This is a genomic window from Candidatus Pelagibacter sp. PS_23 (assembly GCF_059417905.1).
The window spans coordinates 142,165-161,494 of sequence record NZ_CM182071.1; the positions used below are offsets into that span (position 1 = coordinate 142,165).

The following is a 19,330-nucleotide window of genomic DNA, read 5'->3' on the forward strand; positions in this document are numbered from 1 at the left end:
TTACATTCCAATTTTAAAAAAAATTTTAAAAAATAGTGATATTGTAATGTCGTTAGATCTTAATAGTTTAGATTATAGACATTATGATACTAACGTTGCTAAAAAATATAGAAAAAAAATAATTTCATACAATAATTTTTCAAGATTTGAAAATTATGACTTTAAGAAAGCTAAACAAAAAAAAAATAAGAAAACAATTTTATGTTTAGGTTATGTAAACCATATTAAAAATCAAAATGAACTTGTAGAAATAGCAAAAAGAATAAAAGATTTAGATATAGAAATTAAAATAATTTTTAACAAGTATGATCATAAATATTTAAATTTATTAAAAAAAAAAATTAAAGATAACAACCTAAAAAATATCTTATTATTTAATGAAGGAGAAGTATCTATTGTAGACGAAATAACTAGTTCATGGTGTTTAATTAACGTTTCAATAACTGAGGTTTCACCACTCAGTTTGATTGAGGGAAATTCATTGAGAAAATTTTTTCTCTCATATGATGTGGGTAGTATAAATAAACTAAAAGGGGGGATTATAAACCAAAATTTGAATCAAATAATATTTAATATTAGAAGTCTTAATAACAATAATTTTTTTAATAAAAGACTAGAGTATACCGCAAAACTAAATTATTTAAAAAGCTTTAATAAAAAAAATTGTCAAGAAAGTTTTGTAAAAATTTTAGAGATTATATAATGAAATTTACTGTGTTAATGCCTGTTCACAATCAAGTAAAATTTAAACTTTTAAGAAAATCATTAGATTCAGTTATGCTATCAACTTTATTACCAAATGAGTTTTTAATTTTAATCGATGGACCAATTTCACAAAAAAAAAGACTTTTTTTAAAAAATTTTTGTAAAAAAAATAACATAATTAAATTAGTGTTTAAAAAAAAATTAGGACTTACAAAAATTTTAAATTATGGATTGAATATTGCTAAGTATGAAATTGTAGCAAGAGCAGATTCTGATGACATAAATGACCCTTCAAGGTTTTATAAACAGATTAAATTTTTAAAAAAAAATAAAGTTGATATTGTAGGGACAGGAATATTTGAGATCGATAAAAATAAGAAATTAAAAAAAAATATGTTAGTAGAACCTAGTTTGCTTAATTACCTGTTTTTTAATCCTTTAAATCATATGTCAATAATGTACAAAAAAAGTAAAATGTTAAAATTAGGTGGTTATCCTGATATTAAATATAAAGAAGATTATGCACTTTGGCTTCTTGCTAAACTTTCAAAATATAAGATATTTAACTTAAATGAGCCTTTAGTTAGTTGCCATATTGACAATCAAACGTTTTCTAGACGTAAAAGTATATCTTCAATAATTTCCGAGTTTTTAATACTCAAACTAATTATTAAAAAAAATTATCTTTTTTTTCCAATTTCTTTAATTTCTTTTTTATTAAGAATTACTTTTTTATTACTGCCTAAACCGATATATAGATCTTCAAAAAGAATTCTTAATAAATGAAAAAATTAATTGAAGAAATTAGCAATCTTAGCTTAACTAAATTTACAGCTTATCTCTTTATATTAGGTTATGTGCCAATTATATTTCTTGGTTATTTTATTCAGGATGATTTTGGCATAGTAATGTTTCGTAGTTTAGAAATTGGTCATGCTACTGAATGGATGTGTACTGTAAATAATAATAGACCATTATCTTGTGCCTACTTTTCACTAATTACAAGAATTTGGCCAGTCTTTTGGATTTATTTTTTATTAATCATAACAATATACTTTTACTTCATTCACATATTGTTAAAAACTTTTAATTTTTTAATAGATGATATTTTTCTAAAAAAATTATTTGTAATTTTTTTAATATTTCCTTTTTTTTCTTACACAATTTTTTATTCACCTGCAATGCAAGGCATTGGTGCACTATCTTTATTATTATGGTCTCTATCTTTGTATTTTTTGAAAAAATATATTGATTACAAAAGTTACAAGTATTTGACGTTAAGTTATTTTTTAGTATTAATAATGTTTTTAACTTATGAGAGTGCTTCTCCTTTATTAGGTATTAGTTTTTTTTTCCCATTATTATTTAAAAAAAACAAATTATTTGTATTTAATTCAATTATCATTATTTTTATTATGCTATTAATTTTATATTTACAAAAAAAAGTTTTCCCAGCTATATTTGATATTGATTTATCGAGAATTAAATTTTCATCTCTTGATATTAAGAAATTGATGTTTCTTATTCTGATAAATATAATGTTAACTTTTAATATAATATTTCATTCAATTGAAATATTTTTTCAAAATATTTTTTATAGCATTAAGAAATTTGACATCATGTTGTTATTACATATTTCAACTTTAAGTTTATTTTATTTTGCTTTTGTTAATTCTAATAAAAAAATTAAATTTATTAAATTTAATAAATCTAATAAAAAAAGATTATCTATTATTTATTTATTCATGATATTTTCTGTTATCTTTTTAAATATTTTGATGCACGCACTTGCAGATACCGGCATGGAATTCATTAAATATGATAATAGAGCTCTTACCTCTATCTCAGTTATAGTTGCATTTATTATCATTCTATCATTAAAATTTATTAAAAATAATTTTAAAAAACAGCTTTTAAATATGAGTTTTATTTTATTTATTATACTCATCTCTAATTTTTTATTTTTTCAGCACAACTTAATTAAAGAAAGATTTCAAGCTATTTTAACTCATGATCTTGTCCAACAAAGGATATTTAAAAGTAACAATACTCAATCATCTAAAATTAAATTAGATGATCAAGTGATAATATTCATTGTTTTGGATAGAGAAAAAATATATGAGTTGATGTCATACAATAGCTTTGATTATTTTGATAAAGTCAGCCTTTTGAATCAGGTTTTTGTGGAGATTAATGATGATAAATATTGTAATGATAGTTTTTATCAACCCAACATAAAAAAAGCTTATATAGATAGATATTCAAAATTTATTTTACTTAAAGCAGATAATAAGCAAAATGGTAAAAGCTTTACAAATTTTTATGTTGAATCTGAAGCTAAGAAGCAGGTTGAGGAGAAATTAGAGGAAATATTTATTTGTAATAAAAAACGCAATATAAAAAATAATAAGATCAATAATGGCAAAAATATCTACTTAGATGATAGGTATTATAGTTTGTTTATTAGAGCTATGATTTACATTTATAATAGAGTTATACATTGAAAAAAAAACTTTTAATACTTGGCTCAACTGGGATGGTAGGCTCTTCGCTATTACGAATAGCAAAAAAAAAAGAATTTATAAAATACTTAATCCAAACAGAAAAAAACTTGATTTAAAAAAATTTAATCAAATAGTAAGATATTTAAAAAAATTTAAACCAGATGTCATAGTAAATTGTGCAGCAATGGTGGGAGGTGTACATTCCAATAATACCAAACCAGCACAATTTATTTACAATAATCTAGTGATCCAAACTAATTTAATACATGCTGCTTATAAAGGTAAAATCAAAAAGCTAATTTTTTTAGGATCATCTTGTATTTATCCAAGAAATTCAAAACAACCAATAAAAGAAGATTACTTGTTAAGTGGTTATTTAGAAAAAACAAATGAGCCATATGCTATTGCAAAAATTGCAGGTATAAAGATGTGCGAAGCTTATAGAAGAGAGTATGGTTGTAATTTTATTTCAGTAATGCCTACCAATCTGTATGGTATAAACGACAATTTTGATAAGTATGATAGTCATGTCATGCCAGCATTAATTAGAAAATTCGCTGAGGCAAAAGAAAGCAATGCAAATGAAGTCGAAATTTGGGGAACTGGAAAACCTAAGAGGGAATTTTTATTTGTAGATGATCTAGCAGAAGCAATTTTGACAATAGATAAAAAATACAACGATATTAAGCCAATAAATGTTGGATTTGGAGAGGATATTTCAATTAAAAAATTATCATATAAATTAAAGAAATTATTTAAATTTAATGGAAAAATAAAATTTAATAAAGATTTTCCAGATGGAACACCAAGAAAATTATTAGATGTTAGACAAATAGAAAAACTTGGATGGAGACCAAAGACAAGTTTAGAAAAGGGTCTAATTAAAACCATGAATTGGTATAAAAAAAATTATATTAAAAATAATGTGTAATTTTAAAAAATGAAAAAAATATTAATTCTTGGCTCTGAAGGACAGATAGGTAGAGCGTTAAAAAATTATCTATCAGAAAAATATACAGTTTTAGAGTGTGATATTGCTAATAGTCCATTAGAAGATTTAAGAAAAAAAAATCAAAAAATAGATAAATTAGTTAAAGCTTCAGACTTTGTTTTTTTTTTAGCATTTGATGTTGGTGGATCCAGATATTTAAATAAAAATCAAAAAAAATTCAACTTTATTGAAAATAATATTTTGATTATGCACAATGTCTTTAGTTTAATAAAAAAATATAACAAAAAATTTGTATTTGCCAGTAGCACTATGTCAAACATGATTCATTCAAATTATGGAGTTTTAAAAAAGATTGGTGAGAGCTTTTCAGAGAGTTTGGGGGGAATTACAGTAAAATTTTGGAATGTTTATGGAATTGAAAAAGAGAGAGAAAAATCTCATGTAATAACAGATTTTATCATTAAAGCTAAAAAATATAAGAAGATAAATATGCTAACTGATGGAAAAGAAAAAAGAGATTTCTTATATTCTGAAGACTGTTGTGCTGGATTAGAATTAATAATGGATAATTATAATTACTATAAGAAAGAGAAGGAAATTCATTTAACTACAACAAATTTTACAAGTATAATAGAAATTGCAAATATAATAAAAAAAAAATTTTTAAAACAAGGAATTAATATTAAGATTATAAAATCTAAGAAAAAAGATACTTTACAATTTAATCAACAAAACAAAGCAAATAAATTTTTTTTAAAATACTGGAAACCAAAATATTCTCTAAAAGAAGGAATTTCTGAAATAATAAGTTTTTATTTGAAATAAAAAAATGAAGCCAGAAATAAGTTTAATTACCCCTTGTTATAAAATGGAAAAATACCTTCATCTTTTTTTGAAAAAATTACCAGAACAAACTATATTTAATAAGATAGAAGTTATTTTAGATCACAATGAGCCCACAAAAAAGGAAATTAAATTAGTCAAACATTTTCAAAGAAAATATCCAAATAGAATTAAGCATATAATCAAAAAAAAAGTAAAACCCATTGGAAATTCAATGAATGATTGTATTAAATTTTCAAAAGGAAAATATTTAGCAATATGGAATGTTGATGATATCAGAACTAATGATTCTTTAGAATTACAATACAATGTCTTAAAAAATAATAAGAATTATGGATTTGCATTTGGTGATTATAAAATAGTAAAAAGTTTTGGGTCAACCAATGGAGTTCTTATAAAGCATGATAAAAGTTGCTTAAAAAGTTTAAAAAGCTCTATGAAATTAGGACCCTTTTTTATGTTTAAAAAAAAGTTAGTAAAAAAAATGGGTTTTTTTGATGAACAACTTTTTTCAGGTGCAGATTTTGATTTTGCTATACGGCTTGCTTACACAACTAAAGGAGTCATTATAAAAAAATTACTTGGATATTATTTAAATGAAGGAAAAGGAGCAAGCACAAGACCATCATCCTTGCAGGCAGAGGAAAGTAATTTTATACATTTTAGATATGGCATGTTTAATAAAGTAACAAAAGCTATTTATTATTTACCAACACTAATCAATTACGATCATACAAACTATTCTTTTTTTAATAAAAAGTATGCAATTGAATATTATTTCAGAGATTATCGAAAAATTATCACTAAAAAAATTATCAAATATCAAAATGAGAATTATAATAAAAGATTGCTATTAAAAATTTATCAAAAATTAGGAATATACAAATAATGTCTTTATCAATTTTTTTTAAAAAAAATAATAAACACAAAAAATCCACTAATTATTGAAAAAATGGAAGTAGATTTTTTTGTATCAAGAAACTTAAATAAAAAAAAATTAAGGATAGTAGATATAGGCGCGCATCACGGTGAATTTTTAGATATTTTTAAAGAGTATAGATATAATCAAAAATATCACATTTATTCTATAGAACCGTACAAAAAAAATTTTTCTGTAATAGAAAAAAAAATAAAAGAATTACCTAGTAATATTACAGCAAAAGCATTTAATATAGCTATTTTATCTCAGACAGATAACAAAATTTTTTTTGTAAGAAATCATGATACTCTTGTTTCTTATGATGAAAAGTGGCTAAAAAAATTTCCTCAGAATTTTAAAAAAAAAAAATTAATTTTCCAACTTATTCATTTGTTGATTTCTCAAGTAAATTTAAATTTGATCTTGATAAACCTATTGATTTTTTGAAGATTGATACTGAAGGGCATGACTTTATTGTGCTTAAAAGCGTACTTAAAAGTAAAGTTTTAATAAATTCTATCATGATTGAGTTTGATGTAAAAAATAAAATAGTAGTAAATCAAATTATTGAATTTCTAAAAACATATAAGTTTAAACATATCTTTATATTTTGTAGAACTGGGATTTATACTCATAATATTGGTCCTATATTCAATATTGAAAACTTTACTAAAATAAAAAAAAAATATAAATTTGATTCTGGAAATATAGTTGCATTTAGATGAGATTATGTCACTTAATACATTTATATTTTTGATATTTTTTTAATCTATAAGTATAATTTATGAGCATGAGAAGCATTGTAATAACAGGTGGAGCAGGATTTATTGGCTCACACGTATGTGAGGAAATTTATAATATGTTTCCTACAAGCAAAATTATTATACTTGATAAATTAACTTATGCAGGAAATAAGAAATATCTAAAAAACATACTTCATTCAAAAAGAGTTAAGTTTTACAAAGTAGATATTACAAAACCTAAAACTTATTCAAAATTACTCAATAATGTTGACCTTGCAATAAATATTGCAGCAGAAAGTCATGTTGATAATTCTTTTGAGGCACCACTTTCATTTTCTCTTACAAATACAGTGGGAGCTCATGCATTTTTATTAAAATGTATCGAATTAAAAGTAAAAAAATTAATCCACATAAGTTCTGACGAGGTTTATGGTGAAAAATTAAAAGGCAGTTGTGATGAAAATCAAAAAATTCAACCAACAAACCCGTACTCTGCTTCAAAAGCCGCAGCAGAGATTTTTATAAATAGTTATAAATACTCATATAAAAAAGAAATAATTACCATTAGAGGCAATAATGTGTACGGCATAAAACAATATCCTGAAAAATTAATTCCAAGATGTATAATTAACTTATTAAGAAATAAAAAAATTCCAATTCATGGCAACGGTAAAAATGAGAGATTTTATTTATCTGCAATAGATTTTGCTAAAGCTGTTGTCTTATTAATTAAGAAAAAAAATAAAGGTGTATATAATGTTGGTAGTAATGAATTTTATTCAAATGCACAAATAGCAAATTTAATTTGTAAACATTTAAAAAAAGATCCAAAAAAATTTATCAGCTACGTTAAAGATAGACCTTATAATGATAAAAGATATTCTGTGTCATCGAAAAAAATTAGACATCTAGGGTGGAAACCAAAATATAATTTATTTAAAGATTTACCAAAAATTATTGAATGGTATAGGAATAATTTAACCTTATATAAAAATTGTGAATGAAAAAATTTAAACTAACACATAAAACGGGTAAAATTTTTATAGATAAAAGAGGATCCTTGCAAAAAATTCTTGAAGGAGAATTTTCCTCTTGTATTGAGGTACATTCAAAAAAAGGTACAACAAGAGCAAATCACTACCATAAAAAAGATAAGCATTTTATGTATATAATTAGTGGAGAGTTACTTTACTCATATAAAGATAGAAAAAAAAATTCAAAAGTCAAAATTAAAAAAATGAAAAAAGGAGATCTTTTTTTCACACCTGCTATGCAAGAACATATGGCATTCTTTTTAAAAAAAACACATTTTTTGGCATTTAGTACAAGAAAGAGAACACAATTCGATTACGAGAATGATTTAATAAGAGTTAAAATGGAAAACTATCCAGATGTCAGAAAAGCAATATTAAAGTATAGTAAGTAATTTTAAACATGACTAAAGATTGCAGAAGTCAAAAGAAGTGTAGATTATGTAATAGTAAAAAACTCACTACAGTCATAAATTTAAATTCAACACCTCTGGCTAATTCCTTTTTAAAAAAATCAGAACTGTCAAAAAAAGAAAAATATTATCCCTTAAAAGTAAACTTCTGTAATAATTGCTTTCATCTACAATTATCTCATATTGTTAAAGCTAAAAAAATGTTTGATAATTATCTTTATTTAACAAACACATCAAAACAAAATAGAGATCATTTTGAAGAATATGCGAACCAGATAAAAAAAAAAATATCTAAGTCAAAAGCTTCTATATTAGATATTGCCTCAAACGATGGTACTTTTCTAAATTTTTTTAATAATAAAAAATTTGATAGGTTAGGTATAGATCCAGCTAAAAATTTATCAAAATATTCTAAAAAGTTAAAAATAAAACAGGAAGTAATGTATTTTACTTTAGATAATAGTATTAAAATAAAAAAAAAATATGGCCAATTTGATATTATTACTGCAAATCACGTTTGTGCTCATGTTGATGATTTAAATGATTTTTTTAAAGGGATACCAAACTTATTAGACAAAAAGGGAATGTTTATTTTTGAAGTATCTTATCTTGGAAGCGTAATAAAGAAAAAAACATTTGATACTATTTATCATGAACATGCTGATTATCATTCTTTATACCCATTAATAAAATTTATAAAAAAATTTAATTTAGAAATATTTGATTTTAAAATTGTCAAAGCTCAAGGTGGTTCAATTAGAATATATGTTGGTCACACTGGCAAACATATAGTAAATAAAAATAAGATTAATAAACAAATATTATTTGAAAGAAATAAATTAAAACTTTTTAATATCAAGACTTTTATAATATTTGAAAAGAAGATCATACAAGTAAAAAAAGAATTAAATAAATTATTAGATAAGTTAAAAAATGATAAAAAAAAAATAATTGGTTATGGTGCTGCTGCAAAAACAACAACTTTATTAAACTATTTTAATATAAAAAATAATTCAATTGAAACAATAATTGATGACAACCCACTAAAGCAAAAAAAATTTACGCCAGGGACTCATATTCCTATAAAAGCAAGTAACCACATATATTTATCAAAACCAGATTATATCATAATCTTAGCTTGGAATTACTCAGATCATATAATTAAAATACATAACAAATTTTTTAATTCTGGAGGAAAATTTATAGTACCCTTCCCTAAAATTAAGATTATTAATAAAAAGTGAAAAATATTTCTCTAATAGGTTATGGCAATATTGGCAAAAAAATCTTTAATAAATCATTAAAAGAAAAAAATCTTTCTATTAATAAAATACTAAAAAAAAAAATAACTAATCTTAAATTGTTAAATGTTAAATTTTTTACGAATTTTAAAACTTTTACAAAAAGTAAAAAAAATGATGGCTATATAATAGCCACACCTTTAGAAAGTCATTATGAATATGCTAGAAAAATTATAAAACAAAACAAACCATTTGTTATTGAAAAACCACTTGTTGCAAATCTTGTAGAATTAAAAAAGCTTTATAAGAAATGTAAAAATTACAAACAATCAATTTTTATTAATCATTCAGATTTATATAATCCAGCTTTTTTATTTTTTTTAAAAAATATAAAATTAATTGGGAAATATAAAAAAATTGAAATGTTTTTTGGCAAATATCAAGAAATTAAGGGATTTAATACTCTTAATAAAAATAATTCTTTTTTACCATCATTTGATTGGATGCCTCACCCGCTCGCTATAGCCATTAGACTAGCTGGAGTACCAAAAAAAATTAAAATCTTAAAAAATAATTTGTCCTTAAAAAAAAAATATTTATTTCAAAAGAGCAATATAGATTTATATTGCAAAGATAAAGTTGTGAATATAAAATTTTCAAACAGTTATCTTATTCCTAAAAAACGAGTAATCATAAAAGGTTCAAAAGCAATATTATTATATGACGGATATAAAAGAGAAATATTTGTAAAAAAAAATAATAATAAATATTTTAAGAGGGTTTTTTATAGTAAAATTGATTCTCTTGAAAACTTATTAAGATTATTTTATTTAAGTTTAAAAAAAAAATACCACAGAAATGATATTCACTTAGCTTATAAAATTATGAGGGTTTTATTTAAAATTGAAAATAAAATGAAAATAGAATTCATTTCAACTACAAAAAATTAAAGATATAATTTTTTATAGCTAACATGAGCTATTTTTTAAATTTAATTAATTTTTTAAAATTATTCATATGCTGATTTTTCAAATAAATTTTAATATGATCTTGGAAATATAGTGTCATTTAGAAGAAGTTATATCACTTAATACATTTATATATTTCTGATATTTTTTTAACTATAAACGCTGGTTTTGTATTTAATTTCTCGTTGTAATTCCTATTAATAAAAATAGTTTTGCAGCCTGATTTGTTACCAGCATCAACATCTCTCCACCTGTCTCCAATGAAGTAACTTTTTTTTAAATTAATATTATGTTTTTTTGTTGCTTCAAATAGCATTCCAGGATTTGGTTTTCTATTAATATTTTTTTCATCATCTGAATAACATGTGAATATATCATCTATATTTAATTTATTTTTTATATAATTATTAATAGATTCAATATTTTTTTTAGAATTTTTTTTTCTTATAAATTCAGGCTGATTAGTTATGATAATTAAAAGATATTTCTTTTTAAATGTTTTACAAAACTTTTTAATACCATTAATAAATGTTATTTGTTCTACATTTTTGATTGAAATTGGTTTTCGATCTTTTGATAAAGGAGCTTTGATTAAAACTCCATCTCTATCTAAAAAAATTGCATTAATATGACTCATTCAGAATTTCTACTTTATAATAATTATTAATATATTATTAAAATTACTTTAATGTTATATCAATTTAAAAAATTATGAAATTAATCGCTCTATATGGCGCTCTTCAAGATAAATTAAATATTAATTTATTAAAGATTAGTATTGCCAGTTTATATGACACAGTAGATGAGATTATAATTTTATTTGATACTCCAAATAATAAAAATGATAGATTGCTAAAGTATTTTAAGAAAAAAAAAATTTCAATTTATTTTTCAAAAAGAAAGAAAAAAATTACAAATGCACCTGTGGCAGAAGTTTTAAAACTTGGTAGAAAACATAAGGGAACACATTTTATTTTTTTAGATTCAGACGAGGCCTTCACATATCCATTGATGAAAAATATAAGAAAATATGTAAGCAATATGAAGCCAGGTGAAAAATTAGTTATGGATTGGATTTCAATGTGGAAAAAATTTGATCATTACAGATGTGATAAAAAAAGTATTTGGAGTAATTTGTCTAAAGACTTCGTATATTGTGATAATTTAAAAGATAAATTTTTAAATAGTTATCTTTATTATAGTAGAACACCTGGAAAATTAAATAATAACTTTAAACAGTTGAGTAGAGAAGAAGGTGCAGTAATGCATTTTCAATTTGTAAATTGGAAATATTATCAATTTAAACAAGCTTGGTATATGTGTCATTCAGCGATATCAAATGAAAAAAATGACATTGATAATAAGAATAAATCATTAGCAGCAATTAATAGAATGCATTTTTTTACTTATTTTGAAAATTACCCATCAACCAAGAAAATTAAGTTCATGTGGCAAAAACATATTAATATTAAATTTTTAAAAGAGATAAATAAAGTTAATAGCATATATTGGAAAAAAAAATTTAGTCTCTTTTTTAAGAAGCAAGATATTGCAAAATTTGAACAATTAAATATTTGGCATATTCCTTTTTTAAAGGAATTATTTATTAATAAGATCAAAAGAAACCCTAAAACAAATTTTTTAAATAAAATAATATTTTATTTATTCATTTTAAAACAAATTTATAAGCAAGGTTTAGCAATAATAAAATAAAGTTTAACAAATGAATAAAATTAATTACAAGAAATTAACCAATTCCTCAGTAAGTAAACTCTCTAATTTCATGACTGAATCTAAATTTAAGTATGTAGTTATTGATAATTTTCTAAAAAAAGACGTCGCGAAAAAAATTGAATCTAATTTTAAGCTTAATTCAAAATGGACCAATTATAGTTTAATCAATAACTATAAAAAATATGGACTAAATGATAAAAGTGTAATGTCAAAAGATCTCCTTAGAACAATTGGCGAACTAGGAGAAAAAAAATTTTTAAAAATTTTAACTAAAATAACAAATATAAATGATTTATTTCTAGATCATAATTTGGATGGTGCTGGACTACATCAAGTATACAATAAAGGCTATTTAAATATTCATACTGATTTTGCCTCTCATCATAAGAATTTAAAATGGAAAAGAGTTATAAATTTATTGATTTATTTTAATAATGATTGGAAAGATCAATATGGAGGAAATTTAGAGTTGTATGACAAACATGGAAAAAAAATTTTAAAGTCAATATCACCAAAGTTTAATCGAGCTGTCATTTTTATTACAAATAACACAAGTTATCATGGACATACTAAAAAATTGAAATTACCAAAAAATGTTAGTAGAAAATCTTTAGCTTTGTACTATTACGTTGATACAAGAAAAATCATAAACAGTAAATCTACAAAATATATTTCGAAAAAAAATGACACTATTTTGTTTAAAGCATTAATTAATTTTGAAAATTATTTACTGAGATTGTTTGATTTATTAAAAAGAATGAACATTATGAACGATAAATCAGCTTCAAAAATTTTAAATATCTTTAAATAAACATTATTCACTTAGCTTTTGAAATTCTTTAACTTCAAAAATATCAAGTTTTTTATTACATATTATTAGACGATTATAATAAAATAAATCTTTTTCTAAAGGGCTGATAATTGAATAATCAAGAGAACAATCTTTTGATATTCTATCATTATGTTTAGCTGTTATATTTTTCATTTTTGAATAATGATAATTAATGTCAATATTATTTATTAATTTAGTATCAAAACTAATATTTGTAACAAAAACTATAATTGCTATTAAACTTATTATTTTAAAATTATTTTTGTAGAGATATCCAATTTTTAATTCATTTATTATTTTATCCAAGTATAAAAAATAAAATGTATAAAAAGGATAGTATACTCTTGCAAAAGGTGCGTTAGATAAAAAAATAAATAAGACCAAAAAAAGAAAAAAAACCTTGTCAAACTTATCAATTTTTTTTTCATAAAATTTATAAATTAAAAAAATTAAATTCAAAAAAGTTATTAATAAAAAAATTTTATCATCTCTTAGAAAGATGTTATAATGATCTAGTAAAGATTGTTTTTCATAGAATCCAAATATCAAATTTACATAAGCGCTTAGTCCATTTGTAAAAATTAACCATAAATTATTAATATTGAATAAGAAATGATAATTGATAGTTTCAAGAAGCACTTCACCCCTCAGTTCATAGATGCCAGTAACTAATATATTAATCATTAATAAAATACCTACAGGGATAAGGTAATAAAAAAATATTTTTTTTATATTAAATTGTTTTTTGTAAACAAATAATAATGGCCAAATTAATAATATATTTGATGGAGCAAAAAAAGTTAAAGCAGAAAATATTAATAATACTAGATAATCATTTTTAGTATTTTTTTGAAATAAAATATAAAACGCTAGTGCGAATAGAAAAAAATTATAAGGATATCCACGGTATAAAAATGAATAAACATATAAATTGTTTCCAATTAAAAATAATAATAAAAATATAATTAATGTAGCCTTACTTTTTGTAGTTTTATCTAAATAAAATAAACCTAATATAAAAAATATAAATGAAATGAATCTTAAATTAACAATTTCAAAAGAAAAAGTGCCAATAAGTGTTCCAAATATTGAGTTAATTATATGGTTATTTAAATTATCTTTAAGAAATAATGTGTAATAATTAGTATAGTTTATTAAAGAATACAACTCGTCGTAAGTTACATTATGACTTTCTAATAATAAAATTTTGTAGCTAACTACAATAAAGAATACAATTAACAGATTTTTATTAGTACTTATTTTTTTTAGATTAAACAAAATTTTGTTAATATTAGTTTATCTTTTTGCTTTTTAAAAATTTTTTAAAAGTATTTGTAATATATTCTAAATCTTTAAGAGTTAAGCCATGGTGACACCCAATTAATATCCCATTTTGCATCACATGGTTACTTTCTATGTCACAATTTTTTATTTTAGTATAAATTTTATTTCTCATTAATGGTTGTTTTAAAATATTTCCTGAAAATATCACTCTGGTCTGGATTTGATTTTTTTCTAGATAAACTTGAAGATCATTTCGGTTAAAAAAATTATTTTTTTTTATTATTAATGGAAATGCTAGCCAACATGTTTTAACAAATTTATCTTGAATGGGAAGATCAAAATAATGTTCATATTTAGATAAAAATTTTTTAAGATATTTAAAATTTTTTACTCTACTGCTAAAATTTTTTTTTAAGTTTTTTACTTGTTCTAATGCAAAAGCAGCAGATATTTCAGAAGGTATAAAATTATAGCCAAAGTCTAAAAAAACATATTTTTTATCATAATTAAAATTAAACTTATCTTTTTTAAATCTTTTTTTAATATCTTCACTCTCATTATATGTGGCTGATGATCTTCCCCAAGCTCTTAAAATCTTAGCTTTTTTATAAAAGTTTTTATCATTAAAACAAACCATACCACCAAACCCAGCACCTGTAACAATGTGGGAGGCATAGAAACTTGTGGTTACTATATCTGAATATTGTCCTGTGGTTTTACCATGTATTTTATATCCAATTGTATCTGCAGAATCTTCAATCAAGAAAATTTTTTTATTTTTACAAATATTATGTATCTTTTTCCAATCTGGAATATTACCTAAAAGATTAGGAATTATTATTGCTTTAGTCTTATTAGTAATCGCTTTAATTATATGATCAATATTAGCAACATATTTATTTGGTTGCACATCAATAAATTTTGGTTTTAATCCTAATTGATAAATAGGTGCTACTGTGGTTGAAAAAGTTAACGTAGGTGTAATTATTTCAGAACCCTTTTTTAAATTCAATGAAGCAAAAGCCAGTAGATTAGCTGAAGAGCCTGAATTAACCATTAATCCATATTTTTTTCCAAATAAATCAGAAACTTTTTTTTCAAATTCCTTAACTTTTTTGCCATCCATAAGAGATAAGGCACTATTTTTTAAAACATTAGTGACAGCATTTATTTCATTTTTACCATAGACAGCTTTAGCGTAATACACTTTTCTCATAAACTTTTATATTTTTTTAGAAATATTTTTAAATTTAAATTTTTTTTATCTTTGTCCGATACTATATAATTCATTTTTTTTAATCTTAAACCCAAATCTTTATCAAATATATTTATACCCATTTCTTTTGCTGATTTTCTGTATTTTGAGTTTTTATATAACACTATATTTTCTTTATTTAGAGCTAAAAACCCATGAGCAAAGCCTTTAGGTATCAAAAGTGACATCCCATTTTTTGCAGATAAATTTAATTCAAAAGTTTTTAAAAAGGTTTTTGAATTTTTTCTTAAGTCTATACAAAAATCTTTTATATGACCTTTAATAACAGTTATTAGTTTATCTTGCTGATCACTTATTTGAAAATGCATTCCCCTTATAACATTTTTTTTTGAAAATGAGTAATAATCAAAAATAAACTGATGTTTAAATAAATTTTTTTTATAAATTTCTCTTAGATATCCCCTTGAGTCTTCATGATTATCACTTTTGATAATATACAAATCCTTGAAATTAGTTTTAATTTTTTCCATTAATAATACTATTAAACTTTATCTCTATAAAAGTTTTTTGCCTCCAATAAGGTAATTTTTTCAAATTATAATTGATTTGAAAAAGCTTTTCATTACCAAACTTACAGTTAATTTTTTTAAAATTTTTTTTATTAAATTTTTCAATTAGGTCTTTAATTTTTGTAAATTTCTTAGCTTTAATCTGATAATTTCCTGGTATAATTTTTTTTGTTAAAATAATTTCAATAGCATTAATGATATCTTCAACATGCAAAAAGTTAAGTGAAAGTTTAGTTGAAGAAATTTTAGTAATTTTATTATTTGTATAATTTTTTTTTATAGTTGGTATTATCTTATTTCTTTCATCTTTATCTGAAAAGGTTTCATAAAATTTGAGATTAAAGACTTTTAAAAGTGGATATCTCAATTTATAATATTTTATTAAGGCTTCAAATGATCTTTTGCTTGCTGCATAAAAACTTGATGGATAGTATTTACTATTATTATAGTGTTCCATCATAGTACCGATAGTTATTATTTTTTTTAAATATTTTTTATTCAATGAACTTATTACTATGCTTGGTAGCAGTACATTAGCATTTATGATTTTAATTATATCTTTATCCTTATCCTCTAGAGTGTAATGAGTTGCTAGATTAACAAAGTATGTAATCCTTTTTTTTTAAGAATATTTTTAATTTCATTAACATCATTAAAAAATAAATAATTGATATTTTTTTCATTTTTAAAAGATAAGTTTTTTTTTGTTTTATTTACTAGTAGAAAAATTTTATATTTATTTTTTAAAATATTAGTAAAATTTTTTCCAATAAACCCAGTACCTCCTGTTAATAAAATATTTTTCACTAAATTAGACTTTCAAGATACTTGCTATAACTTGATTTTCCATAAAATCTAATCGCATCTTTTATACCATCTTTTTTAATCCAACCTTTTATAAACGCAATTTCTTCAATGCAAGCAATACTAAAGCCTTGTCTTTTCTCTACATTATATACAAAGTTTCCTGCTTCAAAAATTCCCTCGGGCGTACCTGTATCTAGCCATGCCGCACCCCTACCAAGTAAATGATACTTTAGTTTATTAGTTTTTAGGTAAGATTTAATTAAATCAATAATTTCTGTTTCTTTTCTTTTAGATTTCTTTAAATTCAAGGCTAATCTGGAGACATGTTTGTCAAAAAAGTATAAGCCACTGATAGCAAGATTAGATTTACTATAATTTGGTTTTTCTTTGAGTGAAATAATCTTTTTATTTTTAATTTCAGCAATACCAAATTCATTTGGATTTTTTACTTTATAACAAAAAATTTTAGCTCCATTAAAATTTTTTTGCGATTGTATTAATGTTTCAGTTAAACCTTGACTATAAAAAAAATTATCTCCAAGTATTAAGGCAACATTTGAATTTTGAATGAAATCTTTACCTATTGTGAAAGCCTCAGGTATTCCATTTGGTTTTTCTTGAATCTTGTAGGTTATCTTAATACCCATTCTGCTTCCATTGCCTAATAATTTTTTATACGAATCATAATCCTCCTCGTTAACAATGATCAATATTTCCTTAATGTTTGCCAACATTAAGATAGAGAGTGGATAGAAAATTAATGGTTTATTATATATTGGGAGCAAGTGTTTATTTACAGATTTTGTTAATGGGTTTAACCTTGTCCCTTTTCCGCCCGCTAAAATGATCCCTTTAAATTTCACGTATTACCCAATCTATAGTCCTTATATTTTTTTTTAATTTCATTAATCCATGAGTGATTAGTTTTATACCATTCAATTGTTTTGTTTATACCGGAATTAAAGTCATTTATAGGTTTCCAATTAAATTCTTTTCTAAAAAAGTCAGAATTTAAGGCATATCTAAAATCATGACCTGGTCTGTCTTTAACAAGGCTTATCATATTTTTTTTATAATTCAATTTTTCAAACATTTTATGAAGCACACTCAAATTATTTAGTCTTTCATTGCTACCAATATTATATATTTTTTTATTTTTGAATTTATTTATTAATATATTTATCGCTACGCAGGTATCTTCAACGTACATCCATTCTCGAATATTTAAACCATTACCATAAAGGGGTATCTTTTTTTTTTCAAAAATTCTTAGAATTGTTTTAGGTACAAACTTTTCTGGAAATTGAAAAGGACCGTAATTGTTTGTTATTCTCAATATGCATATCTTTAATTTAAATGTTTCCGTATAAAATTGAGCAATATTTTCACTAGATGCCTTAGAGGCAGAATAAGGTGAACTAGTATAAATTTTTGAATTTTCTTTTGAAGAACCTTTTTTTACTGAGCCATATACTTCGTCAGTTGAAATGTGAATTATATTAGGACTCTTAATTTTTCTATTGACTACAAGGCTTTTTATTTGATCATAAAAAAAAATAGTAGATTTTGTATTTTCTAAGAAAAATTTTTTAGGTGTATCAATTGATCTATCTACGTGACTTTCAGCTGCCAGATGAACAATTGTATCAAAATTTTTTAAAAGAACAGTCTTAAGCTTTTTTTCATTTGAAATATTAAATTTGTGAAAACTATAATTATCGCTTTTATTTTTAAATCTTTCAGGTGTTGATAAATTGGATAATTTATCAATATTTGTCACTTTATTTTTTTTTTTTAACAAGAAATTTACTAAATTTGTTCCAATAAAGCCTGATCCACCTGTTACTAGTATTTTTTTCATACAAATTTTTGTTTTATAATATCTAGTATGAATTTAATTGCATACATTATATGAAAAGAAGATTTTTCATTACGATAATAAGTTTTTATTGGAATTTCAATTATTTTTTTTTTTGTTTTATTAGTTTAATTCTTAATTGATTATCAAAATTATATTTATTATCTATATTTTTTATATTTATCTTTTTAATTGTAGCAATATTGTAAAGCCATAAACCTGTATGTGCATCAGTAAAATTTGTTGAAAATAGTAAATTAAAAATTTTTGTTAAGGTTAGGTTTCCAATCAATTTATAAATTGGCATTTTACCCCCTAAAGCATCTATTGGATTGATCATTCTAGACCCGGTAACAGCATCAACCTTTGAATCTTTTATTTTGTTATAGAGGTCTTTAATATAGCGAGCATCATATTGATTATCACCATGTATCATTACTGCATGAGAATATTTTTTTTTTATTGCAAATTTTAAACATTTTTTAACATTGCCACCATAACCTAAATTTTTTTTATTTATATTTGTAAAAATACGTTTGTTTATTGTAGGGAAATACTTAATTGTATCATCATTAGAACAATCATCACTAACTAAGATGTCAAAACTAGTATGACTTTGAATTTTTCTTAATTTGCTTAATATTATTTTTAATCTGAACGAAGAATTGTAAGTTACAATAAATACTAGTAATTTGTTTTTAAGCATAAAAT

The 19,330-nt window shown here is 22.6% G+C and carries 21 protein-coding genes and 1 pseudogene; 14 read left to right on the top strand and 8 right to left on the bottom strand.

Annotation, left to right across the window (positions count from 1 at the left end):
* Positions 1-46: 46 nt before the first annotated feature.
* From AC5SLY_RS00745 to AC5SLY_RS00800, 12 genes are all read left to right on the top strand, one after another.
* Positions 47-703 (top strand): glycosyltransferase, encoded by a 657-nt coding sequence (locus AC5SLY_RS00745; protein ID WP_494598891.1) that lies wholly within the window; start codon positions 47-49, stop codon positions 701-703.
* The gene (locus AC5SLY_RS00750; protein ID WP_494598892.1) at positions 703-1,491 is read left to right on the top strand and encodes a glycosyltransferase; all 789 of its coding nucleotides are present in this window, start codon (positions 703-705) and stop codon (positions 1,489-1,491) included. The genes AC5SLY_RS00745 and AC5SLY_RS00750 overlap by 1 nt, the downstream gene beginning before the upstream one ends.
* On the top strand, positions 1,488-3,209 hold the full coding sequence (locus tag AC5SLY_RS00755; RefSeq protein ID WP_494598893.1) for a hypothetical protein: 1,722 nt from the start codon (positions 1,488-1,490) through the stop codon (positions 3,207-3,209). The genes AC5SLY_RS00750 and AC5SLY_RS00755 overlap by 4 nt, the downstream gene beginning before the upstream one ends.
* Positions 3,210-3,291: 82 nt before the next feature.
* A complete protein-coding gene (locus tag AC5SLY_RS00760; RefSeq protein ID WP_494599119.1) occupies positions 3,292-4,140 on the top strand; it encodes a GDP-L-fucose synthase family protein in 849 nt (282 codons plus the stop codon).
* 9 nt (positions 4,141-4,149) lie between these two features.
* Positions 4,150-4,986, top strand: a complete 837-nt coding sequence (locus AC5SLY_RS00765; protein WP_494598894.1) for an NAD-dependent epimerase/dehydratase family protein — start codon at positions 4,150-4,152, stop codon at positions 4,984-4,986.
* A 4-nt stretch (positions 4,987-4,990) separates the two neighbouring features.
* Positions 4,991-5,893: a glycosyltransferase gene (locus tag AC5SLY_RS00770; RefSeq protein WP_494598895.1), complete on the top strand. Its 903-nt coding sequence runs from the start codon at positions 4,991-4,993 to the stop codon at positions 5,891-5,893.
* A 63-nt stretch (positions 5,894-5,956) separates the two neighbouring features.
* Positions 5,957-6,370, top strand: coding sequence for a class I SAM-dependent methyltransferase (locus AC5SLY_RS00775; protein WP_494598896.1), 414 nt, complete (start codon positions 5,957-5,959; stop codon positions 6,368-6,370).
* A gap of 29 nt (positions 6,371-6,399) precedes the next feature.
* Positions 6,400-6,648: a hypothetical protein gene (locus tag AC5SLY_RS00780; RefSeq protein WP_494598897.1), complete on the top strand. Its 249-nt coding sequence runs from the start codon at positions 6,400-6,402 to the stop codon at positions 6,646-6,648.
* Positions 6,649-6,713: 65 nt separating this feature from the next.
* A complete protein-coding gene (locus tag AC5SLY_RS00785; protein WP_494598898.1) occupies positions 6,714-7,670 on the top strand; it encodes a GDP-mannose 4,6-dehydratase in 957 nt (318 codons plus the stop codon).
* On the top strand, positions 7,667-8,092 hold the full coding sequence (locus tag AC5SLY_RS00790) for a cupin domain-containing protein (protein WP_494598899.1): 426 nt from the start codon (positions 7,667-7,669) through the stop codon (positions 8,090-8,092). The genes AC5SLY_RS00785 and AC5SLY_RS00790 overlap by 4 nt, the downstream gene beginning before the upstream one ends.
* 8 nt (positions 8,093-8,100) lie before the next feature.
* A complete protein-coding gene (locus tag AC5SLY_RS00795; protein ID WP_494598900.1) occupies positions 8,101-9,354 on the top strand; it encodes a methyltransferase domain-containing protein in 1,254 nt (417 codons plus the stop codon).
* A complete protein-coding gene (locus AC5SLY_RS00800; protein WP_494598901.1) occupies positions 9,351-10,301 on the top strand; it encodes a Gfo/Idh/MocA family protein in 951 nt (316 codons plus the stop codon). Before AC5SLY_RS00795 ends, AC5SLY_RS00800 begins: the two co-directional genes overlap by 4 nt.
* A gap of 133 nt (positions 10,302-10,434) precedes the next feature.
* Here AC5SLY_RS00800 and AC5SLY_RS00805 read toward each other — a convergent pair whose 3' ends face one another.
* The gene (locus AC5SLY_RS00805; protein WP_494598902.1) at positions 10,435-10,956 is read right to left on the bottom strand and encodes an HAD-IIIA family hydrolase; all 522 of its coding nucleotides are present in this window, start codon (positions 10,954-10,956) and stop codon (positions 10,435-10,437) included.
* A 74-nt stretch (positions 10,957-11,030) separates the two neighbouring features.
* Here AC5SLY_RS00805 and AC5SLY_RS00810 point away from each other — a divergent pair, with 74 nt between their 5' ends.
* Positions 11,031-12,032 (top strand): hypothetical protein, encoded by a 1,002-nt coding sequence (locus AC5SLY_RS00810; protein ID WP_494598903.1) that lies wholly within the window; start codon positions 11,031-11,033, stop codon positions 12,030-12,032.
* Positions 12,033-12,042: 10 nt separating this feature from the next.
* Complete coding sequence (locus AC5SLY_RS00815) at positions 12,043-12,864, top strand: 2OG-Fe(II) oxygenase (RefSeq protein WP_494598904.1); 822 nt, start codon at positions 12,043-12,045, stop codon at positions 12,862-12,864.
* 3 nt (positions 12,865-12,867) lie between these two features.
* Here the strand turns inward: AC5SLY_RS00815 and AC5SLY_RS00820 are convergent, their stop codons facing one another.
* The 7 genes and pseudogenes from AC5SLY_RS00820 to AC5SLY_RS00850 all read right to left on the bottom strand — a co-directional run bounded on the left by AC5SLY_RS00820 (position 12,868) and on the right by AC5SLY_RS00850 (position 19,325).
* Complete coding sequence (locus AC5SLY_RS00820; protein ID WP_494598905.1) at positions 12,868-14,163, bottom strand: hypothetical protein; 1,296 nt, start codon at positions 14,161-14,163, stop codon at positions 12,868-12,870.
* 13 nt (positions 14,164-14,176) lie between these two features.
* Positions 14,177-15,385 carry an aminotransferase class I/II-fold pyridoxal phosphate-dependent enzyme gene (locus AC5SLY_RS00825; RefSeq protein WP_494598906.1) on the bottom strand — a complete coding sequence of 403 codons (1,209 nt, stop codon included), beginning with the start codon at positions 15,383-15,385 and terminating at the stop codon, positions 14,177-14,179.
* Entirely contained in the window at positions 15,382-15,915 is a 534-nt protein-coding gene (locus AC5SLY_RS00830; RefSeq protein WP_494598907.1) for a dTDP-4-dehydrorhamnose 3,5-epimerase family protein, read from the bottom strand. The genes AC5SLY_RS00825 and AC5SLY_RS00830 overlap by 4 nt, the downstream gene beginning before the upstream one ends.
* Positions 15,902-16,761 (bottom strand): annotated as a pseudogene (locus AC5SLY_RS00835) (NAD-dependent epimerase/dehydratase family protein). The gene AC5SLY_RS00830 and the pseudogene AC5SLY_RS00835 overlap by 14 nt, the downstream one beginning before the upstream one ends.
* The gene (gene rfbA / locus AC5SLY_RS00840) at positions 16,761-17,624 is read right to left on the bottom strand and encodes a glucose-1-phosphate thymidylyltransferase RfbA (RefSeq protein WP_494598908.1); all 864 of its coding nucleotides are present in this window, start codon (positions 17,622-17,624) and stop codon (positions 16,761-16,763) included. The pseudogene AC5SLY_RS00835 and the gene rfbA overlap by 1 nt, the downstream one beginning before the upstream one ends.
* Positions 17,621-18,622: a dTDP-glucose 4,6-dehydratase gene (locus AC5SLY_RS00845; protein WP_494598909.1), complete on the bottom strand. Its 1,002-nt coding sequence runs from the start codon at positions 18,620-18,622 to the stop codon at positions 17,621-17,623. The genes rfbA and AC5SLY_RS00845 overlap by 4 nt, the downstream gene beginning before the upstream one ends.
* Positions 18,623-18,722: 100 nt before the next feature.
* Positions 18,723-19,325, bottom strand: coding sequence for a glycosyltransferase family 2 protein (locus AC5SLY_RS00850; protein ID WP_494598910.1), 603 nt, complete (start codon positions 19,323-19,325; stop codon positions 18,723-18,725).
* Positions 19,326-19,330: the final 5 nt, after the last annotated feature.

Coding starts and splice junctions, on each gene's coding strand:
- AC5SLY_RS00765 (WP_494598894.1), top strand. CDS start 4,150: ATGAAAAAAATATTAATTCTTGGCTCTGAAGGACAGATAGGTAGAGCG.
- AC5SLY_RS00750 (WP_494598892.1), top strand. CDS start 703: ATGAAATTTACTGTGTTAATGCCTGTTCACAATCAAGTAAAATTTAAA.
- AC5SLY_RS00785 (WP_494598898.1), top strand. CDS start 6,714: ATGAGAAGCATTGTAATAACAGGTGGAGCAGGATTTATTGGCTCACAC.
- AC5SLY_RS00850 (WP_494598910.1), bottom strand. CDS start 19,325: ATGCTTAAAAACAAATTACTAGTATTTATTGTAACTTACAATTCTTCG.
- AC5SLY_RS00775 (WP_494598896.1), top strand. CDS start 5,957: ATGGAAGTAGATTTTTTTGTATCAAGAAACTTAAATAAAAAAAAATTA.
- AC5SLY_RS00815 (WP_494598904.1), top strand. CDS start 12,043: ATGAATAAAATTAATTACAAGAAATTAACCAATTCCTCAGTAAGTAAA.
- AC5SLY_RS00825 (WP_494598906.1), bottom strand. CDS start 15,385: ATGAGAAAAGTGTATTACGCTAAAGCTGTCTATGGTAAAAATGAAATA.
- AC5SLY_RS00810 (WP_494598903.1), top strand. CDS start 11,031: ATGAAATTAATCGCTCTATATGGCGCTCTTCAAGATAAATTAAATATT.
- AC5SLY_RS00790 (WP_494598899.1), top strand. CDS start 7,667: ATGAAAAAATTTAAACTAACACATAAAACGGGTAAAATTTTTATAGAT.
- AC5SLY_RS00770 (WP_494598895.1), top strand. CDS start 4,991: ATGAAGCCAGAAATAAGTTTAATTACCCCTTGTTATAAAATGGAAAAA.
- AC5SLY_RS00845 (WP_494598909.1), bottom strand. CDS start 18,622: ATGAAAAAAATACTAGTAACAGGTGGATCAGGCTTTATTGGAACAAAT.
- AC5SLY_RS00755 (WP_494598893.1), top strand. CDS start 1,488: ATGAAAAAATTAATTGAAGAAATTAGCAATCTTAGCTTAACTAAATTT.
- AC5SLY_RS00745 (WP_494598891.1), top strand. CDS start 47: ATGTCGTTAGATCTTAATAGTTTAGATTATAGACATTATGATACTAAC.
- AC5SLY_RS00795 (WP_494598900.1), top strand. CDS start 8,101: ATGACTAAAGATTGCAGAAGTCAAAAGAAGTGTAGATTATGTAATAGT.
- AC5SLY_RS00805 (WP_494598902.1), bottom strand. CDS start 10,956: ATGAGTCATATTAATGCAATTTTTTTAGATAGAGATGGAGTTTTAATC.
- AC5SLY_RS00830 (WP_494598907.1), bottom strand. CDS start 15,915: ATGGAAAAAATTAAAACTAATTTCAAGGATTTGTATATTATCAAAAGT.